General features: G+C 65.2%; 30 protein-coding genes. 6 read left to right on the plus strand and 24 right to left on the minus strand.

The features are described from left to right. Positions 1 to 817 precede the first annotated feature (817 nt). Complete coding sequence (locus MRBLST15_RS19585; protein ID WP_059063257.1) at positions 818 to 1,096, plus strand: type II toxin-antitoxin system RelE/ParE family toxin; 279 nt, start codon at positions 818 to 820, stop codon at positions 1,094 to 1,096. A 161-nt stretch (positions 1,097 to 1,257) separates the two neighbouring features. Next, positions 1,258 to 1,578 carry a HigA family addiction module antitoxin gene (locus MRBLST15_RS19590; RefSeq protein WP_059063310.1) on the plus strand — a complete coding sequence of 107 codons (321 nt, stop codon included), beginning with the start codon at positions 1,258 to 1,260 and terminating at the stop codon, positions 1,576 to 1,578. A 345-nt stretch (positions 1,579 to 1,923) separates the two neighbouring features. Here MRBLST15_RS19590 and MRBLST15_RS19595 read toward each other — a convergent pair whose 3' ends face one another. Continuing rightward, positions 1,924 to 2,511 carry a hypothetical protein gene (locus tag MRBLST15_RS19595; protein WP_367787470.1) on the minus strand — a complete coding sequence of 196 codons (588 nt, stop codon included), beginning with the start codon at positions 2,509 to 2,511 and terminating at the stop codon, positions 1,924 to 1,926. A 405-nt stretch (positions 2,512 to 2,916) separates the two neighbouring features. On the opposite strand from MRBLST15_RS19595, the gene MRBLST15_RS19600 reads away from it, so the two are divergent. Next, a complete protein-coding gene (locus tag MRBLST15_RS19600) occupies positions 2,917 to 3,297 on the plus strand; it encodes a tautomerase family protein (protein ID WP_265951868.1) in 381 nt (126 codons plus the stop codon). A gap of 81 nt (positions 3,298 to 3,378) precedes the next feature. Here MRBLST15_RS19600 and MRBLST15_RS19605 read toward each other — a convergent pair whose 3' ends face one another. From MRBLST15_RS19605 to MRBLST15_RS19715, 23 genes are all read right to left on the minus strand, one after another. Then, the gene (locus tag MRBLST15_RS19605) at positions 3,379 to 4,452 is read right to left on the minus strand and encodes a phage late control D family protein (protein ID WP_367787472.1); all 1,074 of its coding nucleotides are present in this window, start codon (positions 4,450 to 4,452) and stop codon (positions 3,379 to 3,381) included. Continuing rightward, the gene (locus MRBLST15_RS19610) at positions 4,443 to 4,658 is read right to left on the minus strand and encodes a tail protein X (RefSeq protein WP_089239180.1); all 216 of its coding nucleotides are present in this window, start codon (positions 4,656 to 4,658) and stop codon (positions 4,443 to 4,445) included. Before MRBLST15_RS19610 ends, MRBLST15_RS19605 begins: the two co-directional genes overlap by 10 nt. Further along, the gene (locus MRBLST15_RS19615) at positions 4,642 to 5,109 is read right to left on the minus strand and encodes a phage tail protein (RefSeq protein WP_089239182.1); all 468 of its coding nucleotides are present in this window, start codon (positions 5,107 to 5,109) and stop codon (positions 4,642 to 4,644) included. Before MRBLST15_RS19615 ends, MRBLST15_RS19610 begins: the two co-directional genes overlap by 17 nt. A gap of 2 nt (positions 5,110 to 5,111) precedes the next feature. Next, a complete protein-coding gene (locus MRBLST15_RS19620) occupies positions 5,112 to 7,553 on the minus strand; it encodes a phage tail tape measure protein (RefSeq protein ID WP_367787474.1) in 2,442 nt (813 codons plus the stop codon). Positions 7,554 to 7,673: 120 nt separating this feature from the next. Then, complete coding sequence (locus MRBLST15_RS19625; protein ID WP_265951871.1) at positions 7,674 to 7,964, minus strand: phage tail assembly protein; 291 nt, start codon at positions 7,962 to 7,964, stop codon at positions 7,674 to 7,676. An 83-nt stretch (positions 7,965 to 8,047) separates the two neighbouring features. After that, positions 8,048 to 8,551 carry a phage major tail tube protein gene (locus MRBLST15_RS19630; protein ID WP_093817501.1) on the minus strand — a complete coding sequence of 168 codons (504 nt, stop codon included), beginning with the start codon at positions 8,549 to 8,551 and terminating at the stop codon, positions 8,048 to 8,050. Between the two features lie 2 nt (positions 8,552 to 8,553). After that, positions 8,554 to 9,756, minus strand: a complete 1,203-nt coding sequence (locus MRBLST15_RS19635) for a phage tail sheath C-terminal domain-containing protein (RefSeq protein WP_367787477.1) — start codon at positions 9,754 to 9,756, stop codon at positions 8,554 to 8,556. Between the two features lie 106 nt (positions 9,757 to 9,862). Then, entirely contained in the window at positions 9,863 to 10,522 is a 660-nt protein-coding gene (locus MRBLST15_RS19640; protein ID WP_367787479.1) for a hypothetical protein, read from the minus strand. A 1-nt stretch (position 10,523) separates the two neighbouring features. Beyond that, the gene (locus tag MRBLST15_RS19645; RefSeq protein ID WP_367787481.1) at positions 10,524 to 12,494 is read right to left on the minus strand and encodes a tail fiber domain-containing protein; all 1,971 of its coding nucleotides are present in this window, start codon (positions 12,492 to 12,494) and stop codon (positions 10,524 to 10,526) included. 7 nt (positions 12,495 to 12,501) lie between these two features. Beyond that, positions 12,502 to 13,281 (minus strand): phage tail protein I, encoded by a 780-nt coding sequence (locus MRBLST15_RS19650; RefSeq protein ID WP_367787483.1) that lies wholly within the window; start codon positions 13,279 to 13,281, stop codon positions 12,502 to 12,504. After that, positions 13,274 to 14,170, minus strand: coding sequence for a baseplate assembly protein (locus MRBLST15_RS19655; RefSeq protein WP_367787485.1), 897 nt, complete (start codon positions 14,168 to 14,170; stop codon positions 13,274 to 13,276). Before MRBLST15_RS19655 ends, MRBLST15_RS19650 begins: the two co-directional genes overlap by 8 nt. 2 nt (positions 14,171 to 14,172) lie before the next feature. Continuing rightward, positions 14,173 to 14,511 carry a GPW/gp25 family protein gene (locus MRBLST15_RS19660; RefSeq protein ID WP_265951876.1) on the minus strand — a complete coding sequence of 113 codons (339 nt, stop codon included), beginning with the start codon at positions 14,509 to 14,511 and terminating at the stop codon, positions 14,173 to 14,175. 52 nt (positions 14,512 to 14,563) lie between these two features. Next, the gene (locus tag MRBLST15_RS19665; protein WP_265951877.1) at positions 14,564 to 15,154 is read right to left on the minus strand and encodes a phage baseplate assembly protein V; all 591 of its coding nucleotides are present in this window, start codon (positions 15,152 to 15,154) and stop codon (positions 14,564 to 14,566) included. Next, entirely contained in the window at positions 15,151 to 15,705 is a 555-nt protein-coding gene (locus MRBLST15_RS19670; RefSeq protein ID WP_265951878.1) for a hypothetical protein, read from the minus strand. Before MRBLST15_RS19670 ends, MRBLST15_RS19665 begins: the two co-directional genes overlap by 4 nt. A 119-nt stretch (positions 15,706 to 15,824) precedes the next feature. Next, positions 15,825 to 16,103, minus strand: a complete 279-nt coding sequence (locus MRBLST15_RS19675) for a hypothetical protein (RefSeq protein WP_265951879.1) — start codon at positions 16,101 to 16,103, stop codon at positions 15,825 to 15,827. Further along, positions 16,078 to 16,440, minus strand: a complete 363-nt coding sequence (locus tag MRBLST15_RS19680) for a hypothetical protein (protein WP_265951880.1) — start codon at positions 16,438 to 16,440, stop codon at positions 16,078 to 16,080. Before MRBLST15_RS19680 ends, MRBLST15_RS19675 begins: the two co-directional genes overlap by 26 nt. Before the next feature lie 11 nt (positions 16,441 to 16,451). Further along, positions 16,452 to 16,937, minus strand: a complete 486-nt coding sequence (locus MRBLST15_RS19685; protein WP_367787487.1) for a glycoside hydrolase family 104 protein — start codon at positions 16,935 to 16,937, stop codon at positions 16,452 to 16,454. Then, on the minus strand, positions 16,934 to 17,284 hold the full coding sequence (locus tag MRBLST15_RS19690) for a hypothetical protein (protein WP_099819223.1): 351 nt from the start codon (positions 17,282 to 17,284) through the stop codon (positions 16,934 to 16,936). The genes MRBLST15_RS19685 and MRBLST15_RS19690 overlap by 4 nt, the downstream gene beginning before the upstream one ends. Continuing rightward, positions 17,281 to 17,709 carry a Mor transcription activator family protein gene (locus tag MRBLST15_RS19695; RefSeq protein ID WP_312704680.1) on the minus strand — a complete coding sequence of 143 codons (429 nt, stop codon included), beginning with the start codon at positions 17,707 to 17,709 and terminating at the stop codon, positions 17,281 to 17,283. Before MRBLST15_RS19695 ends, MRBLST15_RS19690 begins: the two co-directional genes overlap by 4 nt. A 361-nt stretch (positions 17,710 to 18,070) precedes the next feature. Next, the gene (locus MRBLST15_RS19700; RefSeq protein ID WP_367787490.1) at positions 18,071 to 18,454 is read right to left on the minus strand and encodes a hypothetical protein; all 384 of its coding nucleotides are present in this window, start codon (positions 18,452 to 18,454) and stop codon (positions 18,071 to 18,073) included. Between the two features lie 168 nt (positions 18,455 to 18,622). Further along, positions 18,623 to 19,159 (minus strand): hypothetical protein, encoded by a 537-nt coding sequence (locus MRBLST15_RS19705; RefSeq protein ID WP_265951885.1) that lies wholly within the window; start codon positions 19,157 to 19,159, stop codon positions 18,623 to 18,625. Between the two features lie 41 nt (positions 19,160 to 19,200). Then, positions 19,201 to 19,428 carry a hypothetical protein gene (locus MRBLST15_RS19710; RefSeq protein WP_265951886.1) on the minus strand — a complete coding sequence of 76 codons (228 nt, stop codon included), beginning with the start codon at positions 19,426 to 19,428 and terminating at the stop codon, positions 19,201 to 19,203. 346 nt (positions 19,429 to 19,774) lie between these two features. Next, the gene (locus MRBLST15_RS19715; RefSeq protein WP_367787493.1) at positions 19,775 to 22,111 is read right to left on the minus strand and encodes a VapE domain-containing protein; all 2,337 of its coding nucleotides are present in this window, start codon (positions 22,109 to 22,111) and stop codon (positions 19,775 to 19,777) included. Positions 22,112 to 22,597: 486 nt separating this feature from the next. On the opposite strand from MRBLST15_RS19715, the gene MRBLST15_RS19720 reads away from it, so the two are divergent. From MRBLST15_RS19720 to MRBLST15_RS19730, 3 genes are all read left to right on the plus strand, one after another. Next, entirely contained in the window at positions 22,598 to 22,822 is a 225-nt protein-coding gene (locus tag MRBLST15_RS19720; RefSeq protein WP_089239225.1) for a hypothetical protein, read from the plus strand. Positions 22,823 to 22,833: 11 nt separating this feature from the next. Next, positions 22,834 to 23,088 (plus strand): hypothetical protein, encoded by a 255-nt coding sequence (locus tag MRBLST15_RS19725; protein WP_089239227.1) that lies wholly within the window; start codon positions 22,834 to 22,836, stop codon positions 23,086 to 23,088. A 211-nt stretch (positions 23,089 to 23,299) separates the two neighbouring features. After that, a complete protein-coding gene (locus tag MRBLST15_RS19730) occupies positions 23,300 to 23,686 on the plus strand; it encodes a DUF2946 family protein (protein ID WP_367787496.1) in 387 nt (128 codons plus the stop codon). Positions 23,687 to 23,704: the final 18 nt, after the last annotated feature.

A 23,704-nucleotide genomic window follows, 5' to 3' on the forward strand; every position in this document is an offset into this window, starting at 1 on the left:
CGCTGGAACCAGCAGCAGGTTGTAGTAGCCGCTTGCTGCTGCTCCACGACTTTGGCGGCAGCGCGCGCCCCGAGCAGCTAGTGCATAGGCTGTTTCTGGCCGAATGCCGCGGAGCTGCTTCACCAGGTCGAGCATCGCGTCCGTCCTGGCCAGTGCAGTCGGGGCTCGGTGGCGTACGGCGGTGGTGAACCTGGTGCACTGGTGAGCGTGGTGCATCAGGTGCGCCCCCTGCAGCCCTGCGCCCGCTGCACCATTTGTCACCCGTGACGTGGTGTCAGGGGCGACAGGTCGCTCACGGATAGCCCGTAGCCAATCGCTTTCTTGTCCTTGTCGATCTGCGCTTGCAGCTTGCCCATGGCGCCGGGGCTTTCACGTCGATGATCGAACCGTAGGCATTGAGCAGCGGGCGGAAAGCTGACCAGGGCTGCCCCATTGGCACCCCCACTGCGGCACCGTCGACTGGAAAGCTGGAGTGGTTCGAAAGCCGGCTGCCAGAGGTTGGCCCGCTGCCGCATTCCGCTATGCGCTGGAGCAGGGGGCACCGCCGCTAGGCGCAAGGGTGACGGCGTTGTGGTTCCGGTGCCAGAGATCGGTGGGGCGAGCGCGGGCGAGTTCCGGCCCACGAAGCAGACGAAGTGTCTTCACAAAGCTTGCTGCCATGAATGCAGTTGCGCGCTACGGCTCACGTCGAAGTGGTTGGAAGTTGGCACGCCGCATTGCCCGGCCCATGGCGCGATGACCGTGAGCGACTAGATACGGGGTTGCACTGGATCGCGTATCGGTATACGATACACCCGCGCTGACAAAGGAAGTGCCGATGATTAAGACGTATGCGGATAAGGACACGGAGAAGATCGCCCAAGGCAAGCGCGTCAGGGCTTGGGCGAGCATCGAGAGGCAGATTCAAAGACGCCTTGAATACCTGAAAGCGGCGGTGGAACTTGGGGACTTGCGAGCCCCGCCCGGCAACAGGCTGGAGCAGTTGCAGGGTGATCGCCAAGGGCAGTACAGCATCAGGATCAACGACCAGTATCGAATCTGTTTCAGGTGGGAAGGCGGTGACGCCTACGATGTAGAAGTCACCGATTACCACTGAGAAATGCGGCAGCGCCGGGCGGCAACCCGGCGCCGCCGAAGGGCTTAGCGGCCCAATCCACGCACCGGCCGGATAGCTCCGGCCAATTCCACACCCCGGCCGGGTAGCCTCGGCCACTGATAGGAGACGCTGCAGGGCTCACCCCTTGCGGCAAAACAATGATGAAGAACGCTATCGCGAACAAGAATGTCGCCAACGCGCTCCCACCGGTTCACCCTGGCGAAATCCTGGGCGAGGACTTCCTGTCCCCACTAGGCATGTCCGCCCGCGCCTTGGCTGCGGCAATTGAGGTAACACCCGCCCGTGTGTCGGACATCATCGCCGGCCGTCGCGGCATCACCGCTGATACAGCACTACGCCTTGGGCGCTACTTCGGAACAACGGCGCAGCTTTGGCTGAACCTGCAGACGAACTTTGACTTGGAAACTGCCCGTCGCGAACTGGCTGATTCCATTGAGCACATCCGCCCTCGGGCGGCTTAACCTGAAACCTCGTCGGCGGAAGTCAGCGCTTCCCGTCATGGAACGACAATGCCCCCGCCAGTTGGCGGGGGCATTTTGTTGGGTTATCGAAAGATCTACAGGAAGGACAGGCCCGCCCGTTTGTCGCGTGCCGCGCTGTGTCAGGGGGCCGTAGTGCTTCTAGTTCATTTCAAGCGAGGCTCCGACAAGTCGCACAACCGTGAGCGGGTCCATATCCCCGACAAAGGCATCTGTAATCCAGCAGTGCCGCAGGGTGTGCCTGCGCATGTGGGCCACGTAATCGGCGCGCGCATCGCGCACGGTGTCGATCGTCCCCGACAATGAGGCTTTTCTGTTGCCTGCGATTTAGCCGGGCTTGTTTGCCACGGCTGTGATCGCGTCGCCGAGACCTGTCAGCGCGGCATGCGCGATCTGGCGCGCGGCCAGCAGCAGACCATTTCGATGGAAGTCGCCGATCTGCTCGTCGGTATTTCCGTCCACGCGTGCGCGCTCTGCCGCGTGCAGAAGATCGAGCACGGCGGTCAGTGCGGACAGTGAACGGCCGAGGGAGGCGAGGGTGTGTGCGTTGAGCATCTGCGTGGTGCACGGCTGGCCGTCTTCGCCCTCTCCCCTGCGGATCGCATCCAGGAAGGTGAAGAACATCGGCTGCGCGGAGGGGAACTGCTCCTTCAGTGCGCACTCGATCTCGCGTGCGAGGTCTTTGGGAACGTCGCTGGCGATGTCGCCGATCAGGGCATGCAGGCTCGGGAAGAGGAAGGTGTTGTTGGTCATGGCGAAACCCTCACTGGCGTAGGCCACCTTCCAGATTGAAGGTGGCGGGCGGTGCGGGTTGGCGTGCCAAGGCAAACAAGCTTCAAGGGAGAAGAAGGCCTGGCGGATCTTGCGATCCCCACACACCGCCCGCCATTGAGGGCAGTCGGTGCATTCTCTCAACTGCGATTGCTCTCGCAGTCCTTGAAGCCTGTTCGTTTATTCGAGACGCCAATCCCGGCCCAGGCAATCTGCCTCGGCGTGGCGATCATCAAGTCGAACAATCACGTCGGTCTGTAAGGAAAGTTCTCAACTACCCCTAAGCAGGCCAAGCGTGTTCTGTTCTGTGCCGTCGAGCACCAGCCCGCTGGGCAGCCCATCACTGATGGCGTAAATCGCCGCCCCTGCCAGGCGTGCACATGACGACTCCGCAGGAACGCCACCACGGCGATCGCGTCACCTCGCGCAGTTCTGGCGGGAACATGTCACGGATGGAGGCAGAGGGTTCCATCCATGCGCTGTTCCGGCGCCCTTGGCGGGCGTAATCTCGGGCCATTGTTGTGCCCCTCCCATCCTTGGAATGCCACCATGCCGCTCGCCCGCATCGATCTTCGCAAAGGTAAATCCGTCGAGTACCGCCAGCGTGTCGGCGAAGCCATCTACCAGGCCATGCGCGCGGTCGGCGTGCCGGAAAACGATCGCTTCCAGATCTTCCACGAGCACGACGACGACACGCTCGTGTTCGACCCGGGTTACCTGGGCATCGCCCGCACCGATGACTTCATCTGCATCCAGATCACCTGGAACGAAGGGCGCACGCTGGAGCAGAAGAAGGCGCTGTATGCCGGTATTGCCGACGGCCTGCACGCGGCGGTGGGTATCCGCCGCGAGGATGTGTTCATCAATCTGGTGGAAGTGAAGAAGGAGAACTGGTCGTTCGGTGACGGGGTGGCGCAGTACGTAAGTTGAGGTGAGAAGCGCATCCACGCATGGCGTGGATCTACAGGGAGTCCGGCAGGGGTTGGGGGGCAATCCACGCGTGGCGTGGATCTACACTTCGCTGCCCACCTGCGGGGTCTGCTTGACTGCTGCGCTGCTGGCGGCCTTCACTGAGTCGGCACTGTTGGGTTGTTCGCACTCGATGCTGGTGCGATAGCCGTCGCTGCCGATGCTGTGCTCGGCACGCTTGACCAGCCACTCGCCATCCACGCCGTCGCGGAAGCCCTGCATCACCACGGTAGCCTCGGCCATCAGGGTCTGGCGGCCTGGGAGACTGTAGCTCAGCGTGCGCGTCTGCCGCGCCTGCTCGCGGTGCTTGGCGCGCGCGGCGGCTTCGGCGGATTCGCGGTCGGCGTAGGCCATGCGCAGGCGCGCGATCGGCTCGCCGCTGCCCACCTTCACTTCCTGGCGCTGGGCGCCACGCACGTCGCGGTAGTAGGCGATGGTGGTGCCGGCATCGTCGCGGGTGGCGATGGTGACGCGGTAGCTGCTGCCATCGGCCGGGGTGAGGGTCACGTCCGGAATGCGTTCGCCGCTGGCGGTAGTCGATTCGCCACGTTTGACCAGCACCAGTCGACCGCCGCCCGGTTTGGCGATGGCGTCGTGCTGCTTGGCCAGGCGCAGCAGCAGGTTCATGTCCGACTCCTGCGACTGCACGGTCAGCGGCAGCACGATGGATGCCAGCGACGCACTCACCGCCGCGGTCAGTCCGTGCTCGGCCGCCATCCGCTGGACCATGTCGCCGATCGTCGTGCCCTTCTTCCAGGTGCGCGTTTTCTGTGTCTGCAGATCGTTCTTGCCGCCTTTGCTGGTTTCGAACGGCGCGGCGCGCGCGCGCAGGGTCATGCTGCCGGGATAGCCGGAAATCTCCACTTCATCGCAGATGTACAGGCCCATGCGCCGCACTTCGCCGTCGTAGCCGATGAAGGCCTCCAGCTCCGCGCCCACCGGTGGCAGCTGGATCGGGTCGTTCGGATCATGGTCGGCCAGCTGCAGCTCCAGTGTGTCGGAGCTGTTGCCGGTCTCGTCGGTGATGCGCAGCGACTTGAAGCGCGACATGATCTTGTCGGTGATGTCCTGGCTGTTGGCCACCACGCGGAACGCGGGTGCGATGTTCAATCCCACAGCGATACTCCCTTGCGTTCATTGGCGGGACGCTGCACGTCCGGCAGGACAATCGCCACGCCTGCAGTGAGCACAGGGCCGCGCGCGGCCAGGCCGGGGTTGGCATCGAACACCGCGCGCAGGATCGCCGGTGACTGTTCGCCATAGTGCGCGTAGGCAATGCGGTCGACGACGTCGCCGTCGCGGGTGTTATACGTTCGTGCCATCGCTGTGTTTCCGCAGAGTGAGTGTGAAGTCCTGCTTCTGGATCTGGCTGTCGACGGTGAATTCGCTGGAGGTGACGTCGATCTTCTCGATGACCCACAGACCCAGGTTGCCGCCCTTGCCCGTCAGCAGACGCTGCGGTTTTCCCTGGCTGGCCAGCTTGCGCAGTTGCGACATCTCGTTGCCGGCGCCACGGAACAGCGGATAGACAATGCCTGGCAGGGTCATGGTGGCCGAGCCCGGGCCGGTGTACTGCAGGGCAGCCATCTGCCCGACGCGATCCTGGGCTTGCCAGCGGAAATCGTTGGACTGCTGGATCTGCTGGAATACAGCCGTATTGAGGCTGAACTTGAATCCACCCAGCATCAGCAGTACCGGTGCGTTGCCGGAATCGTTGCTCTTGAATTGCGACAGCAGCTTGTCCACTGCGCCGGTTACGAACTCGCGCTTCATGCTTAGTTCCTGTCTCCCAGGGTGGCGCGGGCCTGCACGGCCTGCTGGTGCTGCAGCGCGTTGGCGGTCCGCCGTGCCAGCGCCTCGCTGGATTCACCCGGTTGCTGGTGGATGGTGATGTTGTTGGTCTGTTGCTGTTGCACGGTGGTGGGTGCGCGTGCGGTGGCAGAGGAGGGCATCGGCGGTGCAGTGCGGCCCTGGGACGGCGCCGGCAATCCAGGTGTACGTCGCTCCACCACGCCGCTGTGCAAGCCGCCTACGGTAAAGCGCACGGGCGGCATCGCGACCTTGCCATCCCTGACGGCGGCGTAGCCGGCGGCCGCGCCGTTGGCTGCACCCACTGCGATGCGAGCACCATCCACGGCTTTGTCTTTGGCCATTCCAAGTGCGCTGCCGACCTTGTCCATCACCCCGCCGACGAAGTTCATCAGCGGAGCCAGCTCGGCCATGATGTAGCCGATAGCTGCAGTGGCCTTCTCGGAGATCCAGTCCCATACGCCGCCCAACGTGACGGAGATGAATCCAGCGACCGTACCGATGACATCACCGAGGAGGGAGATGGCTTCAACCACAACCCCGACGACCTGGATGACCAGACGGAAATTGGCCAGCAGTGCCGTGCCCACCAGCGAGCCAATTTCCGCGACGCGCGAAAGTTCGTTGCCGGTGTACTGCGCGGGCGCCAGCATTTTGGAGAGCCAGTCCCACGCCTGGCTCAGCAGGCCGCCGACTGCTTCCCATGCCGGGCGCAGCGGCTCGACGGCGCGCATCAGTTCGCCCACGGCGGCGGTTCCGGCGCCGCTGAGGCCGTCCCAGACGCCACCGAGGAAGGCCTTGATCGGCTCCCAGTACTTGCGCACCAGCAGTGCACCGGCGGTGATGGCGGCGACCGCGATGGCGATGGGACCACCACCAATCGCGCCCACGGCGGTCGCGACCACGCGGAAGCCCGATGCCAGGCGCATGGCGGTGGGGCCGAACTGCCCCATCTGCGCAAGCAGGCTGCCGCCGCGGAACAGCTCGAAGGCCTTCTGCACCGCCAGGATCGGGCCCTGCAGGAACGTCCAGGCGTAGCGCACGCCGAGCACGGCGGTACGCATGCCCATCAGGCCGACCACAACCTGGGTGGTATTGGCGATCAGCTTCGGGTTTTCCTGCACGAACGATGCAACACCGTTCAGCAGCTCGGTCAGCTTCACTGCTGCTTCGCCAACGGCTGGCAGCAGCGCGGTCCCGAAGGCCTTGGACAGGTTGTCCACGGCGATCTTCGCGCCTTCGATCTTCTCTGGATCGGTCTGGATCTTCGCTGCGAAGCCGGCATCGGTGGTGCCTGCCGACGCGTACAGCGCCTTGTCGCGGACGCGGGTGTACTCGTCCCAGTTCTGGATCATCGGGCGCACGAAGTTCTGCGCCTGCGCATCGCCGAACAGCTTGCCGATCTTCGCCTGATCGCCCGCGGTGGCCTGGATGATGCCCTGCATTGCCGCGTCGAACGGGTTGCCGCCGCTGCTCTGCGCCTCGCTGATGATCCTGCGCAGGTCCAGCTTGAAGCCCTTCTTGGCACGGGCCTGCAGGTCAGGCGAGAGGATGCTGGCCATGAAGCGCTGCATGTTGCCGGCCGCTTCGTCTGCGCCGGTGGTTCCCTGGCGGGCAACGTCCAGGGCAGCGCCCATGGTGGCTGCGGCCGCGTTGCCGTGCATCTGCAGCGATTGGAAGGCGCTGCCCAGCACAGGCAACGCGCCGGCCATGTCCTTCAGGCCCAGGCCGCCGTCCTTGCCCGCTACGACCAGCACATCCAGCGCCGACTGCAGGCCGGCCGGATTGATCTTCAATGCCTGCTGCAGGCCTGACGCCGCCAGCGTGACGTCGTCGATGCTCTGGCCGGTAGCGGTGGTGGTGCGGCCGATTGCGCCGAGGCTGGATTGTGCGGTCTGTGCATCGAGACCAGCAGCGACCAGCTGGCTGACCGCACGCTGCAGTTCGCCCGCGCCCTGGTGGGTGCGGCTGGATTCGGCAAGGATGGTCTGTCCCAGCGCCGCGACCTGCGCGCGGGTCAGGTTGGCGGCGTTGCCGATGGCCTGGTTCTCGCGCGCGAAGCCGGCGGCGTTCTCCACCGGTTTGGCCAGCGTGGTGATGGCGCTGCCGAGCATGCCGCGTGCATTGCCGAACGCCGAACCCAGCTTCTCGCGCTTCTCCAGATTCGCGGTGCGCTTGTCTTCGATCCGCTGCAGCGCTTCCTGCGAAGCGCGCAGTGCATCGGCTTCGGCACGCATGCGGACGAACTGGTTGCTCGATCTGCCCATGAAATTTAGCTTGCGCTCGAGCTTGTCGGCTTCCTCTCCGAGGCGTTTCAGGCCATCGTTGCTGAAGGACAGTGCGTCCTGCAACGACCGGGAAACCGAGCCGCCGATCGTGATCGTTGTCGTTTGAACGTTACTCGCCATGTACCGGCAATCCCTGTATCCACCAGATGAACTTCGACACCCGCAGCGTCATGATCTCGCGTAGGCCCCAGCCGGTATGACCGGCCAGGGCGAGCGTTCCCTGCCTGATCTGCGGCAGGGTCAGGTGGTAAAAAGCGCGACGCCGGCCTGCAGGCGGGCGTAATCGCGCAGCGGCATCTTGCGCACGTCATCCGGTGCGATCTCGCACAGGTTGGCGATCATGCGCACTTCGCGCTGGGCGTCGGTGCCCTTGTCGTCCTGGTAGCGCTCCATGTCTTCCACGGTCGGTTCGCGCATGCGCAGCACGGCAGTGTCCATGCCGTTGACCTGGCGGGGACGGGAGAGGGTGATTTCGGCGTAGCCGTCGCGTTCGATGACGGTGTCGGCGCTGGTCTTGGTCTTGCTGGACATGGATGTGTTCCCGGATGTCGATGGAGATGCGGTGGATCCGGGGGCGCTGTGCGCCCCCGTGTACGTCGAGGCGGTGCCCGGAATCAGATACCCAAGGCGCCGCGGATGCCGGCCAGTGCGTCCACGCCGCCCTGGCGGGCGATCATGTTGGTCACGTCGATCTCCTGCACGACCTGCACGCCATGGGTCAGCTTGTAGTAGCTCAGTGCCAGGGAGACCTTGACCGTGCCCTTTTCGCCGACCTTGGTCTCGCCGCGGTCGAGGGTCTTCACCTTGCCGCGCATGTTGTGCACGACCGAAGTGACCGAGCCATCGTCGGCTTCCAGCGCCTCGCGGGCGGTAAAGCCGTACTCCTTGCTCTCGATGACGTGGAACTTGGACATGATCTCCGCGTCATCGGAGGCGAAGGTGACCTCGGCGGTGAGCTTGTCGTGGCCCAGCACGATCTCCGTCGGGGCAAGCATGCCGCCGGCCTGGAAGTCCTCGGTCTTCAGCGACAGCTTGGGGGCGGTGAAGGACATCACGCTGCCGGCAAAACCCTTGCCGTCGACGTAGAAGTTGAAGTTCTTGCGGATCTTGCGCGCCATGCTTAGAAGATCTCCGAGACGTAGTTGTTGTTCATGTGCATGCGGAAGGTCAGCTGCTCACCCGGGTAGGTCGGGGTGAAGTCGAAGTCCCAGTAGAAGCGGCCCTGGGCCACGCTGTCCGCTGCGTTCAGGTCGGGGTCGATCCAGCAGTTGCCGCCGAGGATCGCGCCCTGCGTCTTCAGGCCGCGCAGGAAGGCATTGACGCCCTCGCGCACGTCATCGACGTAGGTCTTGCTGATGCCGCGGTCGACGGCCCACAGGTGGGCAGCCTCCAGGCTGTCGGCGATGATGTCGGCGGTGCGCACCACGCACAGGAACTGCCACTTGGGATCGATGCTGGCGGTGCGGTTGCCCCACAGGCGGAAGCCACCTTCGCGGATGATCGTCGCCACGTTGGCCTGGTTCAGCAGGTTGGCGCGGCTGGTCGCATCGGACAGGCCGAAATCGATCGCACGCGCAGTGCCGACGATGCCGTACAGCTCCTGGTTGGACGGCGACGCCCACCAGCCGCGTTCGTTGTCGCTGCGGGCGATGGCACCGGCCACGGCACCGGAGGCATAGCGGCTGACGATCGCTTCACCCTGCTGCACCAGCACGGCCGGGTCAACCACGTAGACACGCTTGGAACCGGTCAGTGCGGTGGTGGTCTTGGCTGAATCGTCGTTGCTGTTCGGGCCATCCTTGATGATGATGGCGCGCAGCTTGTCGGCGATGCCGAGCAGCTCGGCGATGACCGGGTTGGCCAGCACGGTGTCCGGACTGGCCGGGTCGGCCGGGTGCACGTGGGTGAAGCCCGGTGCCACCAGGATGCGCGGCTTCACACCGACGATGGACTTGGCGGCGAGCAGTGCGTGCACGCCAGAGTAAGCGCCGGTCTGTGCGTTCACGCCGCCCAGGACATTGGCCAGGGTGGCACTGTCGGAGGCGCCGCTCTCGACACGGATCACGACCACGACGGCCGACGACTGGTCGAAGATCGCGTCCAGTGCGCCCGGCAGGGTGCCGGCTTCGGTGCCGGTCTTGGCCGACAGCTTGGCCGCCTGCGATGGCGAGGTCACCAGGACGGGAGTGTTGATGGGGAATGCATCGGCGTCAGCCAGCGGTGCGGTGCCGACGATGCCGATCACGCTGGTGGAGGCGACGGCGATCGAGCGGGCACCGGTGTCGATGTTGACGACCTGTACGCCATGGAGAAATTCGGTCATTCGGAGAGGTTCCTCGGTGTGGTGGTGTGCCTGCAGATTCAGGCGACGTGTATATCTTCGGGAAAGGCGACGGCGGCGATAATTGCAGCCGTGGCCCGGTGATCGATCAGACCCAGCCGGAGGCGCTCACGCTTGCGCTGAAGCTGGAGACCTGCGCGTTGCCGCCGGCACGACGCAGGTGGACGTTGATGCTGGTGGAGGCGCTTTCAAAACTGGTGGACCTGGCGGGCACGCTGATGGAGACGCCTGCAGATTGCGAAGACGCCAGCGAGGCGAACGACGGTGCACTGTTACTGAAGTACGCCGCTCCCTGGTTGCTTACACTGAACTGCACGTCGTACTCGGAGGCATTCGCGCCTGCCGGAAGCCAACGACCGGAGGCAACGACCGTGTTGCTGTTGTTGCCACCGCCGGTGACACTTCGACGGATGCTGTAGTTGCCATCGGACAGCATGTCGATCGAGACCGATGCCGATGCCGATCCGGTCGAGTTGGTCTTGGCACCGTTGCTTGCCGAATAGCCCTGGCCATGGAACGGCAGGCGATAGCTGGCGCTGCCACGCGCAGCCCACAGGTTCGATACGTCCATGCCACCGACGCGATAGCCGACGTCACCGCGTTTGCTGCCGTACTGGATGTGGGCGTAGCGACGGCTGAGGTCGGTGCCGCCCACGCGCAGGCCGCAATCCTGCGCGACGGGGCCTTCCAGGTAAGGATCGAACAGGTCGTCGAAGTCGACGCCTGCAGAGCGATATCCGCTGGCCATGTCAGCGCTCCGCCTTCAGCGCACGCACTTCGGCGGCCAGTTCCTGGATGGCCTTGGCCATGACCGGAAGCAGTTGGTCGAGCTTTACCGTGGCGACGCGTTCGCCGCTGAATTCCACGCCCTCGAGATCTACGGCTTCCGGTACCAGACTGGCCAGCTGCTCGGCAACGAAGAACAAACGGCGACGACCATCGTTGTTGTATTCGGGCTTGTATCGGCCGGCTGCCAGTTCCATTGCTTCGACGGCCGCAAGTCCGTACGACACCGGGCCGTCGATGTCCTTGAGTTTCCGCGATGAACCCAGGTCGTAGCCGCCTTGGGTCCACATGACGCCACCGCTGTTTACAGTGACTTTGTCTCCATCGCCGGAGCGATTGAGACGGGTGACGCCGCCTTGGCAGTACCACGCCCAATCATTGCCTCCGCTACGATCGGCGAACCACAGCGCGGCGTTGCCTCCGGATGTCTTGATGCTGTCGCCAGCCGTGATGGTGGCTTCAAAGATCGCGCCCCCATTGTCCTTGCTGAATGCAAGCGTGCGGATCGCATTGCCAGGCGGGTAGCGCCAAATGGAATAGTGTCCGCCCGCATCAAGTACGACACGCCATCGCAGGGAACCGCCTGTGTATCCGTAGTCGTGCATGACCTGCTGCGTTTCCGCAGCACCGAACATGTGACCAAGTGTCCCTGTCATCGTTCCGCCTGCCCGGCTGATCTTCTCGGACGGATCGAAGTTCCCACTTGTCCAGACGGTCCCGCCGGCATTCAAGGTTGCGTTGAAACCTCCTTCGGCGTTCTTGAAGGTGAATGCTGCGCCAGACTTGAAGAGATAGCTGTCACCCGAGCCGAAGTAGACAACACCATCCGTCGCAGCGCTGCCCCAGCCAGACATCCGCAATGAATTGTTCTTGATCGTGACGGCGCCGGTGAAGCTGCCGCCGACGACGTCCATCTTCGACTCCGGCACAAAATTGCCGGCATGCCACATCGCCGAGCCGTTCCAGCGCGGGGTATCGCCGTGCTTGATGGTGATCTCACTGCTGGCCGCGCGATCATTGCTCCATACCCGCCACAGCCCGGTGTTCGCCCAGCCGCCGATGAACGATTGCTCTGCCCCCTGGGCGCCAAAGCCCACCAGTGGGAACGTTCCGCCGACAAACTGCTGGTCGGTGAAGCCGTTCGTGCCTTTGGATGCCTTGCCGTCCAAGGCAGTCTGCAGCCCGGTCACATCTGCGATGACATGCTTGTGGCCGACCGTAGCGAAGTCACCCGCCAGGGCGAACGCGGATGCGTGCTTGCCATCCAGGGTATCGGCATCCAGGCCATTGCCATGGCCGGTGTCCTTCAGCGCGGCCCCCTTCAGCTCCAACGCGGTGCGTGCGGCGGCCGTGGTTGCGGCAGACAGCAGTGTCCTGGCCAGTGCAGTCGGTGCGGCTGCGCCAAAGCGCTTGTCGGTGAATGCACGCAGGCCGCGCGGGGTCACCGCGCGCTGGGTGTCGGCCGCGTCTTCCGCCTCGATGTTGGTGGCCAGCTCGACCACGCCCAGCACCTCGGTGGTTGCCGGCGGGTAGACGAATTCGGCGTTGCCGAACTGGATCTGGGTGATGTCCACTTCGGTGAAGCGTGCATCCGTGGCCAGCAACAGCATCGAGGCCGCCGTCTTTTCCATGATCGGATCGGTCTGGCCGTAAGTGGCGAACAGCGTGCCATCAGCCAGGTACAGGCCGAAGCCGCGCAGCGAATAGGCGGTCGTGCTGTCGTCGCGGATGGTCACGTGCAGCGTGTCATCGCCCGCGGCCTGGCCACCGAAGGTGGCGACCCGCTTGATCTCGCCTGGCAGCGCGGTCAGGCCGGCCGAAGGGGTGAACGCAGTGGACGTCAGTCCGATCTGGGTAACCAGAACGGCATTGGTGCCGGTATTCGGCGGATTGACCAGCTTGGCGAAGCCGGCGTCGGTGATTTTCAAGCGCATGCGGGGTTTACTCTCCGATCAGTTGGATGCGGCGGAAGGCCGTGGCGTGTGCGGCTGCAAGCGCGCCGATTGCTGCGTCGGCCTGCATGCCCTGGGTGAAGGTGAAGTGCGAGCGCACCGGCTTGGTGCGGGTGATCTCGCCGATGACGTCCTCGACGAACATCGCGGTGGCTGGGGTGCCGCCCTGGTTGGCAATGGTCATCACCGCTTCGAAGGTATGCGGCGGTCCCTTCGGCTGCAGCTGCCACCATTCGCGGATCAGCACTGAACCCCCGAACGCTGCGACCACGTCGCGCACGCTGCCGGCCGTGCCCTTGCGGCGCTGGATGGCGATCGCCGCGCGTACCCGCGCGCGTTTCACCGGTTCGGGCCAGTACGCCTTCCATTCGTCCACCGACAGCGCCCACGCCAGCCAGGGCAGCAACGCCGCCGGACAGCGATCGGCGTCCCACAGGGCAGTGATGTCCACCGGCAGCGGGCGGGCAACGATCGCCCACGACAGTGCGCGCTCGGCATGGGTGGCATTGGGCGGCAGCAGGTTGTCCGATGACGGCACCCGGACCTGTGCGTCAGCGTCGATGATCACGCCGGGCACAGGCGCGGCTGCGAGGGTGACCACGCTACCGGCGATGGAAACATCGTTCAGGCGCTGGCGTCCCTGCCCATCCGTGCGATACACCGCCTGCACCGTTGCGAGCATGCCGCCGGGATGGCGGAATACCTGGTTCTTCCCATCAACCGCGCCACGCAGACGCGCATTGACCTGGCGCGTGGTGGCCTCACTCATCGTTGCCACCGTGGGCCAGCGTCACGGCGGTGCAGTATGTGGCCTGGGTACGGTCCACCACCACGTCCGCGGCGGGGCTGTCGATCACCACGCGCTGTACGCCTTCGGCATGCAATGCAGCGAACAACCCGGAGCGGGTCACGTCGCGGCCGAGACGATGCGATTCGATGATGTAGCGATCCAGGCGTGTGCGTGCTTCAGCCAACACGACCTGCGAGTCGGGACCGGCGAAGGTGTACAGCGTGGCGGTGACGGCGTAGTTGATGATCGTCGCCGGTTTCACCAGTACGTGATCGGTCAACGGGCGCACGTCATCTGCGCTCAGCTTCGCCTCGACCACGTCAAGCAGGCCCTGGGTGGCGGTGCCGTCGGCTTCACGCGACAGCACCGATACAACGACCTCACCGGGCGTGCTGCTGGTGGCGCTGGCATCCAGCACGCGCGGATCCGCGCTCAGTGCATGGAATACGTAGGCACCTTCCGGGCCGGCCACGCTGAAGCCTTCCGGTCCCAGCTGGATGCGGCGACGGAAGTCCTCGTCGTTCTCGTAGCGGGGAAGGACGCCCTCCTGCGGCTTGCCGGGATCGAGTACCAGGCGTGCAATGCCGAAGATCGCCGCGAGCTGATCCAGATCGCTGCCCACGGCGTAGGCCAGCATGACGCCACGCGCGGCATCGTTGACGCGCTGTCGGTCGAGCAGGCGCAGGTAGGTGCAGACTTCCAGGATCTTGAAGGCGGGATCCGACGGCAGCAGCGCGTCGAACGTGGGGTCCAGCGCCTGCAATGCAGTCAGCGACTCATCGAACATTGCTTCGAAATCGAGCACTTCGATGACCGCCGGGGCCGGCAGCTGGGAGAGATTGACACTGGTGAACGAGCCGGATGCCACGGTTAGCGAACCTCGATTCCTTCGATGGTGATGGCCTCGCCATCCGGCAGGTGGATCCCGGTCACTGCCAGGATCATCACGCCAGGGGCGGGGAGTGAGACGTCGACGTTCTCGACGTGCAGACGCGGTTCCCATCGCGCGAGTGCGTCGACGGTGGCCGCGATCAGGTCCATGCGCAGCGAGCGGTTGGTTGGCGCATCGATCAATTCGAAGATGCGCGAGCCGTACTCGCGACGCAGGACCCGGGAGCCAAGGGGCGTGGTGAGAACGTCACGCACGGACTGGTGCAGATGGGCCAGCCCATCCAGTGGTTTGCCGGTGTTGGCGTCGATTCCTCGCATGGTCTCTATCGTCGTGGAGTACGGGTTTTCAGGGCATTGCAGCGATGGCCCATCACGGCTGTGCCGGCGTGGTGGGAGCCGTCGGGCCCTGGGCGGTGTGTTTGTGTGACTTCAGGCTGATGGCACCAGCCTTGACGTCTGCCGATGTGCTGATGTCCTTGCCTGCGGTGATCGCACCCGTGACGTCCAGGTTGCCGGTTGCCCTGATCGACGGCGTGTCGAGCAGTACCGATTCACTGGCATGCACTTCTGCGTTGGCGCAGTTGACGATGACCTTGCCGCTGCCGACGCTGATGGTCAGCGTGGTGGTTTCGCGGTCGTACTCGACAAGACTGCCGTCGGCGTACTGCGTGCGCTGCAGCTGGCGTGTGTCGGCCGGTGCGGGAAAGCGATCCTGGTACAGGCTGCCGAGTACCAGAGCCTGGCCTGGGTCGCCATACGGACACGCCAGCACCACCTGTTCGCCGGGCTCCGGTGCGCACCAGCTGCGCATGCCCGGTCCGGCACGGCGTTCCAGCCAGGGAATCCAGTCGGTGAGCATGCCGTCGGCATCGACGCGCACGCGGCTGCCGGCTTCATCGAGCTCGCGCACGACGCCGATCATCAACAGGTTGCCGATCAACCGGGCATGCTCAGCGCTCATGGTGTGCCCTCCGCGAGCGGTTGGTAGTGCGACTCATGGGCCCGGCCGATCTGCGGTGCGAAGCTGTAGGACGCCTGCGGTACCACGCCATCGGCGTCCTCCCAGGCATTGCCGCCCAGCGCAATGGGCACTGACCATTCGACGATCCACGTGCGCAGATCCGGCTGCGCCGCTGCGGCATCCTCGGGTAGCGCGGCGATCACCTCGATCGCGCCGCTGGGCGCACCGGGAAAGCGGCCGAGCTGATGCAGCCAGGTGGCCAGGGTCACGGCCTTCCTGCGCAGCTGCAATGCAGCGCCGGCTGCAGCGGACTGCACTGAGATGCGAGCTTCAAAGCGCAGCACAGCCTGCAGTTGGCCGCCGCCATCATCGCTGTCCTTGCCGCGGTCGCAACGGGTCATGGCCAGCAGGCAGGCGGGCGTGGGCAAGGCATCATTGTTGGCCTCGCGATAGAACTCGACGGTGGCCAGATCCGGGAAGCGCGCCCGGATCGCCGCTTCGATGGCGGCGTGCAGCGCGTCCAGGGTGGAGGAGGGGGTGTCGGTTGCCATGTCAGCTCATGCGATGAATGGAAGGAAGAACGCGGCGGGCCGCGGCACGCGCTTTCTGCATGTAGTGTTGCCATTGGCAGGGGCGCGGGGCATTGCACGCGTGGCCGTGGCTGGCTCGATCAGGGCCGGCGCGGTCCGTGAGCGCTGGCACTGCCATCAGCGAGGCAGCCCGCAGGCATCCGTGGTGGTGCACCATTGACGGTGAAACCTTGCTGGCTGCCGAGGCTGCACAGCAGCGCGCGCATCTGGTCGGCCAGTTCGTGGTACTGGCGCGCCACGGCCACGTGGTTGCGCAGCAGCGCATCGTCATCGGCGGCCTGCAGATCGGGCAGTTCCTGCGGCGCGCGCAGTTGTGCCGGTGCAATACTGATGTCAGGGATGACGAGGGCGGCCGGCATTGGCTTCGCGCCAGATGCGCACGAACTCAGCATCAGCATCGCCGCGGTCGCGACCAGGAGTCTTGGCATGGGTGTCGATGTCCTGTTGCAGGGTGTTGAACTGGCGGGTGCGCGCGGACTGCATGGCCAGGCGCTGTGATTCGACCTGTACGCCGGCCTGCACGTTGGTGTGGTCCTGCTGGCGCGCGACGAGTGCGGTGTCGGCACGTCTGGTCTGCTGCGCGACCTGTGCGCTGGCGGCAGCGAGATCCGCGCTGCGGTCACGCAGCTCCCAGCCCAGCCAGGCGCAGCCCACGTGGCTGGCAACCAGGCCCAGCAGGGCGATGCGAAGCCTCACGGGAATCGGCATCACTGCAGAAGCCCCCCAGCAGCGCGATAGGCGGCGCGCAGCGTCTCCAGTGCGTGCTCCTTCTGCCCGTAGCCGGCGCCCGGCAGCGACGCCCAGATGCGGCGGGCGGCGGCGACCGCCGCATCGAAGCGGCCCAGGCGGATCAGATCGTAGGCACCGCATTGTTTGAGCAGCGCCACCGCCGCGCGGTCCTGCGAGACCGGGCCGAAGTCCGGCAGGTCCAGACGTGCTCGAAGGTCGTCCCAGGTGCTGCGCAGGAACTGGTAGCGGCCGGCGGCGCTGGACTTGATGCCGTAGCGTGGCAGCGACACCAGTACGCGCGGATGGTCGCGGGAATCGTTGAAAAGCTGGTCGCCGACGATCACGTCGTAGCCGCGATTGCGGGAGCGCTGGCCGGGAATATCGGTGCCTTCGGATACGGCCAGCATGTCCAGGAACGCGGCCACGTTGGCGCCACCGAGGGCGCTGGCTGCGGCGGCGGTCATGCCGTCGCTCCCGAACGCTTGCGCACCAGGTCCAGCAGCGCATCGATCTGCACGCTCTGCTGGGCAATCTGCGCGCGCAGGGCGCTGACTTCACCGCGCAGCTGGCCAATCTCCTGGGCCATGGCCTCGCGTTCGTGCATCAGTCCATCGGCGCGTGTGCGTTCGGCGGCCAGCTGTTCCTGCAGGGTGCGCAGGGTGTTGCTGGTGGCTTCATCGGCGGTGCGGTCGACCTTGGCGGACGACAGCCATTGCCGCAGCCACAACGACACTGCGATCAGCACCCCGGAGGTGCCGCCCAGGTACTTGGCCCAGTCCGGCACACCGGCCAGCAGGTCACTCTCGTTCATGCGCGTGCGTACCCCTTCAGCAGGGCCGGATGGACGGCAGGGGCCGGGGCAGAGCGCGCACCGCGGAGGGCGCGCTTGATGGTGGTCTGCGATACGCCGAACTCCTGCGCCACGTGCTCGCGGGGCATGCCGCTGGCCACCGCGCGTGCGATCTGCTCGCGACGTTCATGCGCACTGGCGGCGAAGCAGGAGGCCAGGAACAGCAGTTCACCACCGAAGTGGGCGACCAGCCGCTGGGCCACCTCCAGCCCAAGAATGTCGATCAGTCGATGCTGATCGGGCAGGGTGGACGGGACATAGACAATGACGCGGTGGCGTCCGGTGGTGCTGGAGGTGGTCGGCGGCCACGTACGCACCAGCGTGAGGGCTGCGGATTCGCCGATGACCTCGGCAAGGGTCTGGATGCTGTCGGGCAGGGCGTTCATGGCGAGGTTGGTCAGTGGCATTGGTATCCACTGTTGCCATCCCGCCCATCACGTCAACACCTTTCATCTACTTTCGAAGTATGCGGCTGAAGGTGTTCAGATGCATGCGCGAGGATCGCCGAGGACCTGCATGCGCAGGTTTGCAACTCGCCACGCGTTGTCTTTCATCCTTGCCTGTCGATCTTCTGGTTCTGCAGTACTCCTCGTCCTCATCTGCTGCAGACAAAGACAGGACAAGGGAAGGAGGCAGGTACAGGGTGAGGACGGCCAGTGGGAACAATCCTCGTGCCGGTTGCGCCGGGCCCTGAAACGAAAAAGCCCCGGACGATGCCGGGGCTTCAGGACTGCAGGTGGCGCTGGGTCAAAGGTCGAACACCAGGTTGCCGCCGGTCTTGCGCGGGATATAGCCGGCATCTCGCAGCCAGCGGGCTGCATTGACCTGGTCCATGCGCTTGACCGGGAAACGGTTGGCGAACATCAGGAAGCGTGCCACGGTGATCGACTCGCCCTTGCCCTTGAGTGCGGCCAGCGTCTCGGTGAACCAGGGGGCAGGGGGCTGCTGGTTGCCGGGGCGGGCGGCGGTACGCGCCTGTTTGGCGGCAGCGGCGTCGGGCTGGGCGCTGGCCAGCGAGCACAGCGAAATGAAGATCGCATCCAGACTCACGATGTCCTTGCCACCCTTGGGCTGCGACTTGAACAACGCGATGGCCTTCTGGCGTGTCGACGTGAACTGTTCGACCTCCATGACATTTCCTCTCTGCGAAAGCGGTTGGGGATGCAGGGTGACGGCAGGTGCCGTCATTGATGGGGGACGACCTTACATCATTTTCGCCGATGATGGGCCGGAACCTGCGTTATGGATGAAAAAAGCAACGGACCGGCCCGTCGCGCGGCGGCGGTTCCGGCAGGCCGTTCAGATCACGCCACGGCACATCAACTGGTCCAGTGCCGTGCGCACCAGATCGGCCGCGCTGCGGTCGTTGTGCAGCTCGATATCGATCAGCGCGGCGGGCAGCGGTTGGCTGCCGGCATGCAGGTCCACGCTTTCGTGGCCGGGGCGGGTGATGCGGATGACAATGCCACCCTGGCGACGGATGGCGCGTGCCTCGTCATCGAAATGGACATCGGGAACCAGGCCACCTGTGGGCAGGCGTGAGAACAACGAGCGTACCCACAGCTGCGGATGAACGTGTTCGCGGCCTCTTTCGGCGCCGGCGCTTTGCCGTAGCCGGGAAGCGAATGTGTCACAGGGCAGTGCCAGCGCAGAGGCCAGCCCGTTGGCGAGGGTGTCCTTGCCAACGCCCTTGCCACCGGCGATGCCGATGTAGAGCGGTGGCCGCGTCAACGGGACCGAGTGCAGCGGCACGCTGGCAAAGGCGGATCCGCAGCGGAATGCGGCCAGTGTGTCGGCGATCATGCGCTGGCTGCTGTCGAGCGAGGCGGGGATCATGCGGTGTCTACTCCTCGGGGAATGCACAGGTGCGGCGGCAGTCAACAATCGCTGCCGGTGCTGCTGCGGGCGCGCAGGATGCGCTGGGTGATGCGGCCACCGCGTGCTGCGGCGGCGATGGGGTCGAAGCACAGCATCGCCGTGGACGTGCGGCGGCCGGCGGAGAGGTGGTCGCGGATGGTCCGCTGCGACAGCACCGGTACGCGTTGATGGATCTGCTGCACGGTCAGCTGTTCGCCATCGAAGGCATGCAGACGGGCGCGAGGCATGGCTGGGCTCCTGCAAGGTGGCGTGGCCGTTACCGGTATGCTGCCTTTGTGCACGCCGTTAGTCAACACCTTTCATCTACTTGTGTCCAGTTTTCGGGGCACGGGACTGTTGCATCCCATATCCGCATCGCGGCCCTTGCCAGCCGATCACGCTCGGCAGGGCCGCGGGCTGCCTGCACGCGCTGGAGGTACTGCTGGCGGTGTCGGCGCGGACCGATCCTGATCCTGCGTCCGCGCGCATCGATGCAGTGGTAGCCGCCCAGCCCCAGCAAGTGCCGTGCCTCGCAGTCCAAGCGCCACTCGACGCTGCCGCTGCAGACATGACGTCTGTCGTGGGTTCGCGGCATCAGAACGGTCCGGCGGCGTGCTCGGCGGCGCTGCGGCTGCGCGGTGGCATCAGCCACACCTTAGCCCGCTCCTTGCCGATCAGCTTGGTACGCACATCATGGCGCTTGACCACGTAGGCTGCCGCCTCGTTGACGTCACGGCGGTTGGGCTTGTCGATGCCCACCGCAATGGCGATCTCGGTGGCACGATAGGGCGTGCTCCGGTGCTCGGCAGGCAATGACCAGTCGAAGTGACGGTCGATCAGCTCGGCAATCGGCGAGATCGGTTCGTGTTCGCTGTTGGTGGCGTTCAGCGCGTCCAGCTCATCGCTGGCCAGATGCCAGGTCTCGCCGCTGCAGTAGAGCGCATGGGCTTCGGCCCAGACCTGCTGCATGTCGATCCGTGCGGGTTCGCCCAGCGCCACCGCGTGCACGGTCCACCAGCGTGTATTGCCGGTGGCGTCGCGCAGGAAGCGTTCGTCATTGACACTGGCGAACAGGATCGTGCGCCGCGCGTAGCGTGATTCGGTGCGCGCATAGGGACGCCGGATCTCATCATGGCTGCGGGAGATGAACGATTTCAACGCGGCGATATCGGTGCGGCGGAACGTGGCATCGACCTCGCCCAGCTCGACGATCCACTTGGAAATCACCTGCTTGACGCTGTCCTTGTTGGCCGGGTCGAGCACCACGCCATCGGCGATCAGCTGCAGCTCGGCCGGCGCCAGCTGCCGCGCCCAGCGCGTCTTGCCCAGGTTCTGCTTCGACACGAAGGTCAGTATGCCGCGCGCGACCACGCCATCGGGTTCGAATGCGGCGGCAACACCGGAGATCAACCAGCGTCGCATCAGGATCTCCTTCAGGACGCGGCCGTCGGCCATGCGTGTCGGCTGGGCTTCCTGCACCGTATCGAAGAACGCCTGCAGGCGCGATTGCCCATCCCATGGCCGTGAGGTGATCCAGCTGGCGACCGGGTTGTACGGATTGGCTTCGGCTACCTGGCACAGGTTGGTCTCGAAGCTGGCGATGGCCATGCCGGCGCGGTGCATGCAGTCCATCACTTCGCCGGCGGCGACCTCCTTGGCGTTGTCCACCGTGGTCTGCAGGCCGGGGACGAGGATTTCCAGATCCTTGCGGATGACGTTGTAGCGCACGGTCACGCCGGTGCGCCGGCACAGTTCGGCCAGATTGCGTGCGGTCGGCAATGGTCGGCCACGCGCGCTGCAGTCGGGGAACGGGGTGAAGGTGTCGAAGGCGGAGAGATTGCCGGGCACCAGATAGCGCGCAGCGGCCGTTGCCGGTGCGTCATCCTCTGTGGCGGCTTCATCCCCGGTGGCGGCAGCGGCGGGCATCAACTGCGCACGCAGAACTTCCAGTCCCTCGCGCAGATGCAGATCGTTGAAGTCGGTGGGCCGGTGCTCCTCGTCGTGCAGAATGGCGAACTCGGGCCATACCACGCGTGCGTCGATCTCCGCAGCGGCATGCGTGGCGTGGGTGACGCCGGGATTGTCCAGCGGCTGCCGGGTCCATTGGTCGTTGTCGGCACAGATCACGAAGCTTGCCTCGGGCATGGCGGTTCGCCATGCCCGCGCGACCGATGCCAGGTTGCCGGCGTCCCAGGCCACCACCACGCACCAGCCGGTCGCCTGATGGATGGACTCCGCGGTGGCATAGCCCTCGGCGATGGCGATGGACTCGCTGGACAGCGGCTTGCCGAGGACATGGAAGCAGCCCTGTTTGCGGCCGCCAGCCAGGAAGTCCTTGTCGCGACCAAGCGCCAGATCCATGCGTGGAAAGATCGCCTGCAGCGAGACGATGCGGCCTGTGGCATTCATCACCGGAACCAGCAGTGCGTTGTCGATGTGCCGGAACACCAGGCCTTCGCTGTTGCGCACCGGCCACGCCGCTACGCGCAGGCCGTGCGGCTGGATGCCCTTGCGCACAAGATACGGATGGCTGGCATCGGCAGGCACGGCACGGTTCCACAGGACATTGGCCGCCTTGGCCGCCGCGTCTTCGCGCTCGCGCTGCTGTCTTTCCCGGTCCGCGCGGGCCGCTTCCTGGCGCTGCCGGATTGCGCGCTGTTCGGCGGCGGTCAGCGACGTCGGCGACTTCGCACACCATCCATGGCGCAGACCGGTACGCCAGCTGCCGAACTCGCCGGCGGGCACGTTGTCTCCGAACAGTACGGCCCAGCCATTGCGGGTGCCGCGGCGATCCCCCTCGACATGGAAGCGCACCAGCGTGCCGTCAGCCTTGAGTGCATCGCGGCCACGCGCATCAGGCACGATGCCGTGTGCGTGCATGGCCTGCAGGAAGGCTGGAACGATGTCCTGCACTGGGTGCGGTGTCTGCATTCGGCGGGGCCCCCTTGAAGCATGGTTCGGTTCACCGAAGCCGGTTGCGGCCATGGTGCTGTCTGCTGCCCGCTGTACGCGGGACATGCGGCGGCTGACCGACGCAAAGTGGTCAGTGGGTGATGGAAGGTGGTGATGTCATCATGGTGTCGGAATGGGCTTGTTTTTGCAACACCTTGTGGCACCTTTCATCCCCGGAATGGCGTGGCGTCATTGTCTGCGAGAGATCTGCGATGACGGTCGCAGATCGCTTCGTGGCATCGATGCGTCGCAGCCGGCGAGAACGCATTTTCCGATGATGCCGGTGCCGTTCGACACGGCCCTTCGCTCTCTCTCATAGCCCGGCCTGGGCACCATGCACAAGGAGTCCGCATGTCTGAAAACGAACCCGATGAAATACGCCTGTCCGACGCCGCGCTCCCGCCTCACGCGACCGTCGCGGCGTTCTCAATCGGTGCGACCACCCCCCGATAAAATACGACTGGCATGACGGACACCATCGACGAAGCGCAGGAACTGGAAGCGCGCCACCTGCAACGCGCCTTGGCCCAGCACGCAGTGCGGGCCAGCAACGTTGCTCCTCTCACACCCACTGGGGAATGCCACAACCCGGACTGCAGCGAAGACTTCGAAAACGATCCGGCCAGACTGTTCTGTGGGCCTGCCTGTGCCGAGCGTTTCGAAGCCATCCATCAACACCGCAACGCATAGGAACAGGGGACATGTCTCTGAACAGCAACGACGCTGGCTTCACCGAACGCATCGCCGGGGTATCGGCCGAGCTCGCTGTATTGATGAGCCTGGTGGAGCACCACATCCATCTGCAGCTGGCCGACCTGGCTGACTCGGGGGATGTGGACGCACAGGAGCGGTTCGCGGTAGCCGATCCGGAGCGCTGGTTGGAGAACGCCCGCAACAGCCTGCAGGCGGGCGTCATGTTCCTGGAACGCGCTGTGCAGCAGCCTGCGCGGTTCTAGCGTTGTCGCCAGGGGACGGAACGTGCCGGTCACATCGGTCGCCTTTCCGGCAGCTCCGGTGATATCCCCGCGTGGCAGCCCCTGCGTCACGATGTCGCAGGGCCGAAACGGCAACCCTGAACGTGGTCCAAGGTTGCCCTCGGCCTCGTAGAATGGCCGGGTGCGCCGCTCTGTTCTCCACCGCCGGTTCCAGGCCCTGGCATGGCTTGCCATGCTGCTGGTGCTGCTTGCCCCGCTGGTGAGCCGCTGGCTGGCGCATGCGCACGTTGCTGTTGCTGCACCGGTGGCGGTCATGGACCATACCCTGCACGCACAGCATGCGATGGAAGGGCACCACGACCATCACGCGATGGCAATGCAGCATGGCGAAGCGGCACCGAAGCCGCCGGCCGATCCACACGCCGACCACGAGATGGGCGTGGACTGCGACTACTGCCTGATTGCCGCACGACTGATCACCCTGCTGGTGGCGACGCTGCTGTTGATGGTGCCGCTGGCGCCGGTGTGCCGCGCGCTGCGCGGTGCAGTGCAGGCGTTGCCGCAGCGGATCAGCGGCACGTTAGGCGCGCGTGGACCACCGGTACTGCTGGCTGCTTGAGCCCTGCGCGTGCGCCCT

The sequence above is a fragment of the Stenotrophomonas sp. LST15-1-1.1 genome, assembly GCF_040815575.1.
GTDB classification, from domain to species: domain Bacteria; phylum Pseudomonadota; class Gammaproteobacteria; order Xanthomonadales; family Xanthomonadaceae; genus Stenotrophomonas; species Stenotrophomonas lactitubi_B.

Bases quoted from the DNA above. Each gene is read 5' to 3' on its own strand.
- MRBLST15_RS19620 (WP_367787474.1), bottom strand. From the start codon at position 7,553: ATGGCGAGTAACGTTCAAACGACAACGATCACGATCGGCGGCTCGGTT.
- MRBLST15_RS19600 (WP_265951868.1), top strand. From the start codon at position 2,917: ATGCCGCTCGCCCGCATCGATCTTCGCAAAGGTAAATCCGTCGAGTAC.
- MRBLST15_RS19695 (WP_312704680.1), bottom strand. From the start codon at position 17,709: ATGAACGCCCTGCCCGACAGCATCCAGACCCTTGCCGAGGTCATCGGC.
- MRBLST15_RS19665 (WP_265951877.1), bottom strand. From the start codon at position 15,154: ATGAGCGCTGAGCATGCCCGGTTGATCGGCAACCTGTTGATGATCGGC.
- MRBLST15_RS19630 (WP_093817501.1), bottom strand. From the start codon at position 8,551: ATGGCGCGCAAGATCCGCAAGAACTTCAACTTCTACGTCGACGGCAAG.
- MRBLST15_RS19615 (WP_089239182.1), bottom strand. From the start codon at position 5,109: ATGAAGCGCGAGTTCGTAACCGGCGCAGTGGACAAGCTGCTGTCGCAA.
- MRBLST15_RS19690 (WP_099819223.1), bottom strand. From the start codon at position 17,284: ATGAACGAGAGTGACCTGCTGGCCGGTGTGCCGGACTGGGCCAAGTAC.
- MRBLST15_RS19685 (WP_367787487.1), bottom strand. From the start codon at position 16,937: ATGACCGCCGCCGCAGCCAGCGCCCTCGGTGGCGCCAACGTGGCCGCG.
- MRBLST15_RS19710 (WP_265951886.1), bottom strand. From the start codon at position 19,428: ATGCCTCGCGCCCGTCTGCATGCCTTCGATGGCGAACAGCTGACCGTG.
- MRBLST15_RS19715 (WP_367787493.1), bottom strand. From the start codon at position 22,111: ATGCAGACACCGCACCCAGTGCAGGACATCGTTCCAGCCTTCCTGCAG.
- MRBLST15_RS19585 (WP_059063257.1), top strand. From the start codon at position 818: ATGATTAAGACGTATGCGGATAAGGACACGGAGAAGATCGCCCAAGGC.
- MRBLST15_RS19705 (WP_265951885.1), bottom strand. From the start codon at position 19,159: ATGATCCCCGCCTCGCTCGACAGCAGCCAGCGCATGATCGCCGACACA.
- MRBLST15_RS19650 (WP_367787483.1), bottom strand. From the start codon at position 13,281: ATGAGTGAGGCCACCACGCGCCAGGTCAATGCGCGTCTGCGTGGCGCG.
- MRBLST15_RS19725 (WP_089239227.1), top strand. From the start codon at position 22,834: ATGTCTCTGAACAGCAACGACGCTGGCTTCACCGAACGCATCGCCGGG.
- MRBLST15_RS19625 (WP_265951871.1), bottom strand. From the start codon at position 7,964: ATGTCCAGCAAGACCAAGACCAGCGCCGACACCGTCATCGAACGCGAC.
- MRBLST15_RS19610 (WP_089239180.1), bottom strand. From the start codon at position 4,658: ATGGCACGAACGTATAACACCCGCGACGGCGACGTCGTCGACCGCATT.
- MRBLST15_RS19700 (WP_367787490.1), bottom strand. From the start codon at position 18,454: ATGGAGGTCGAACAGTTCACGTCGACACGCCAGAAGGCCATCGCGTTG.
- MRBLST15_RS19645 (WP_367787481.1), bottom strand. From the start codon at position 12,494: ATGCGCTTGAAAATCACCGACGCCGGCTTCGCCAAGCTGGTCAATCCG.
- MRBLST15_RS19590 (WP_059063310.1), top strand. From the start codon at position 1,258: ATGAAGAACGCTATCGCGAACAAGAATGTCGCCAACGCGCTCCCACCG.
- MRBLST15_RS19660 (WP_265951876.1), bottom strand. From the start codon at position 14,511: ATGCGAGGAATCGACGCCAACACCGGCAAACCACTGGATGGGCTGGCC.
- MRBLST15_RS19720 (WP_089239225.1), top strand. From the start codon at position 22,598: ATGACGGACACCATCGACGAAGCGCAGGAACTGGAAGCGCGCCACCTG.
- MRBLST15_RS19640 (WP_367787479.1), bottom strand. From the start codon at position 10,522: ATGGCCAGCGGATATCGCTCTGCAGGCGTCGACTTCGACGACCTGTTC.
- MRBLST15_RS19670 (WP_265951878.1), bottom strand. From the start codon at position 15,705: ATGGCAACCGACACCCCCTCCTCCACCCTGGACGCGCTGCACGCCGCC.
- MRBLST15_RS19730 (WP_367787496.1), top strand. From the start codon at position 23,300: ATGCTGCTGGTGCTGCTTGCCCCGCTGGTGAGCCGCTGGCTGGCGCAT.
- MRBLST15_RS19635 (WP_367787477.1), bottom strand. From the start codon at position 9,756: ATGACCGAATTTCTCCATGGCGTACAGGTCGTCAACATCGACACCGGT.
- MRBLST15_RS19675 (WP_265951879.1), bottom strand. From the start codon at position 16,103: ATGCCGGCCGCCCTCGTCATCCCTGACATCAGTATTGCACCGGCACAA.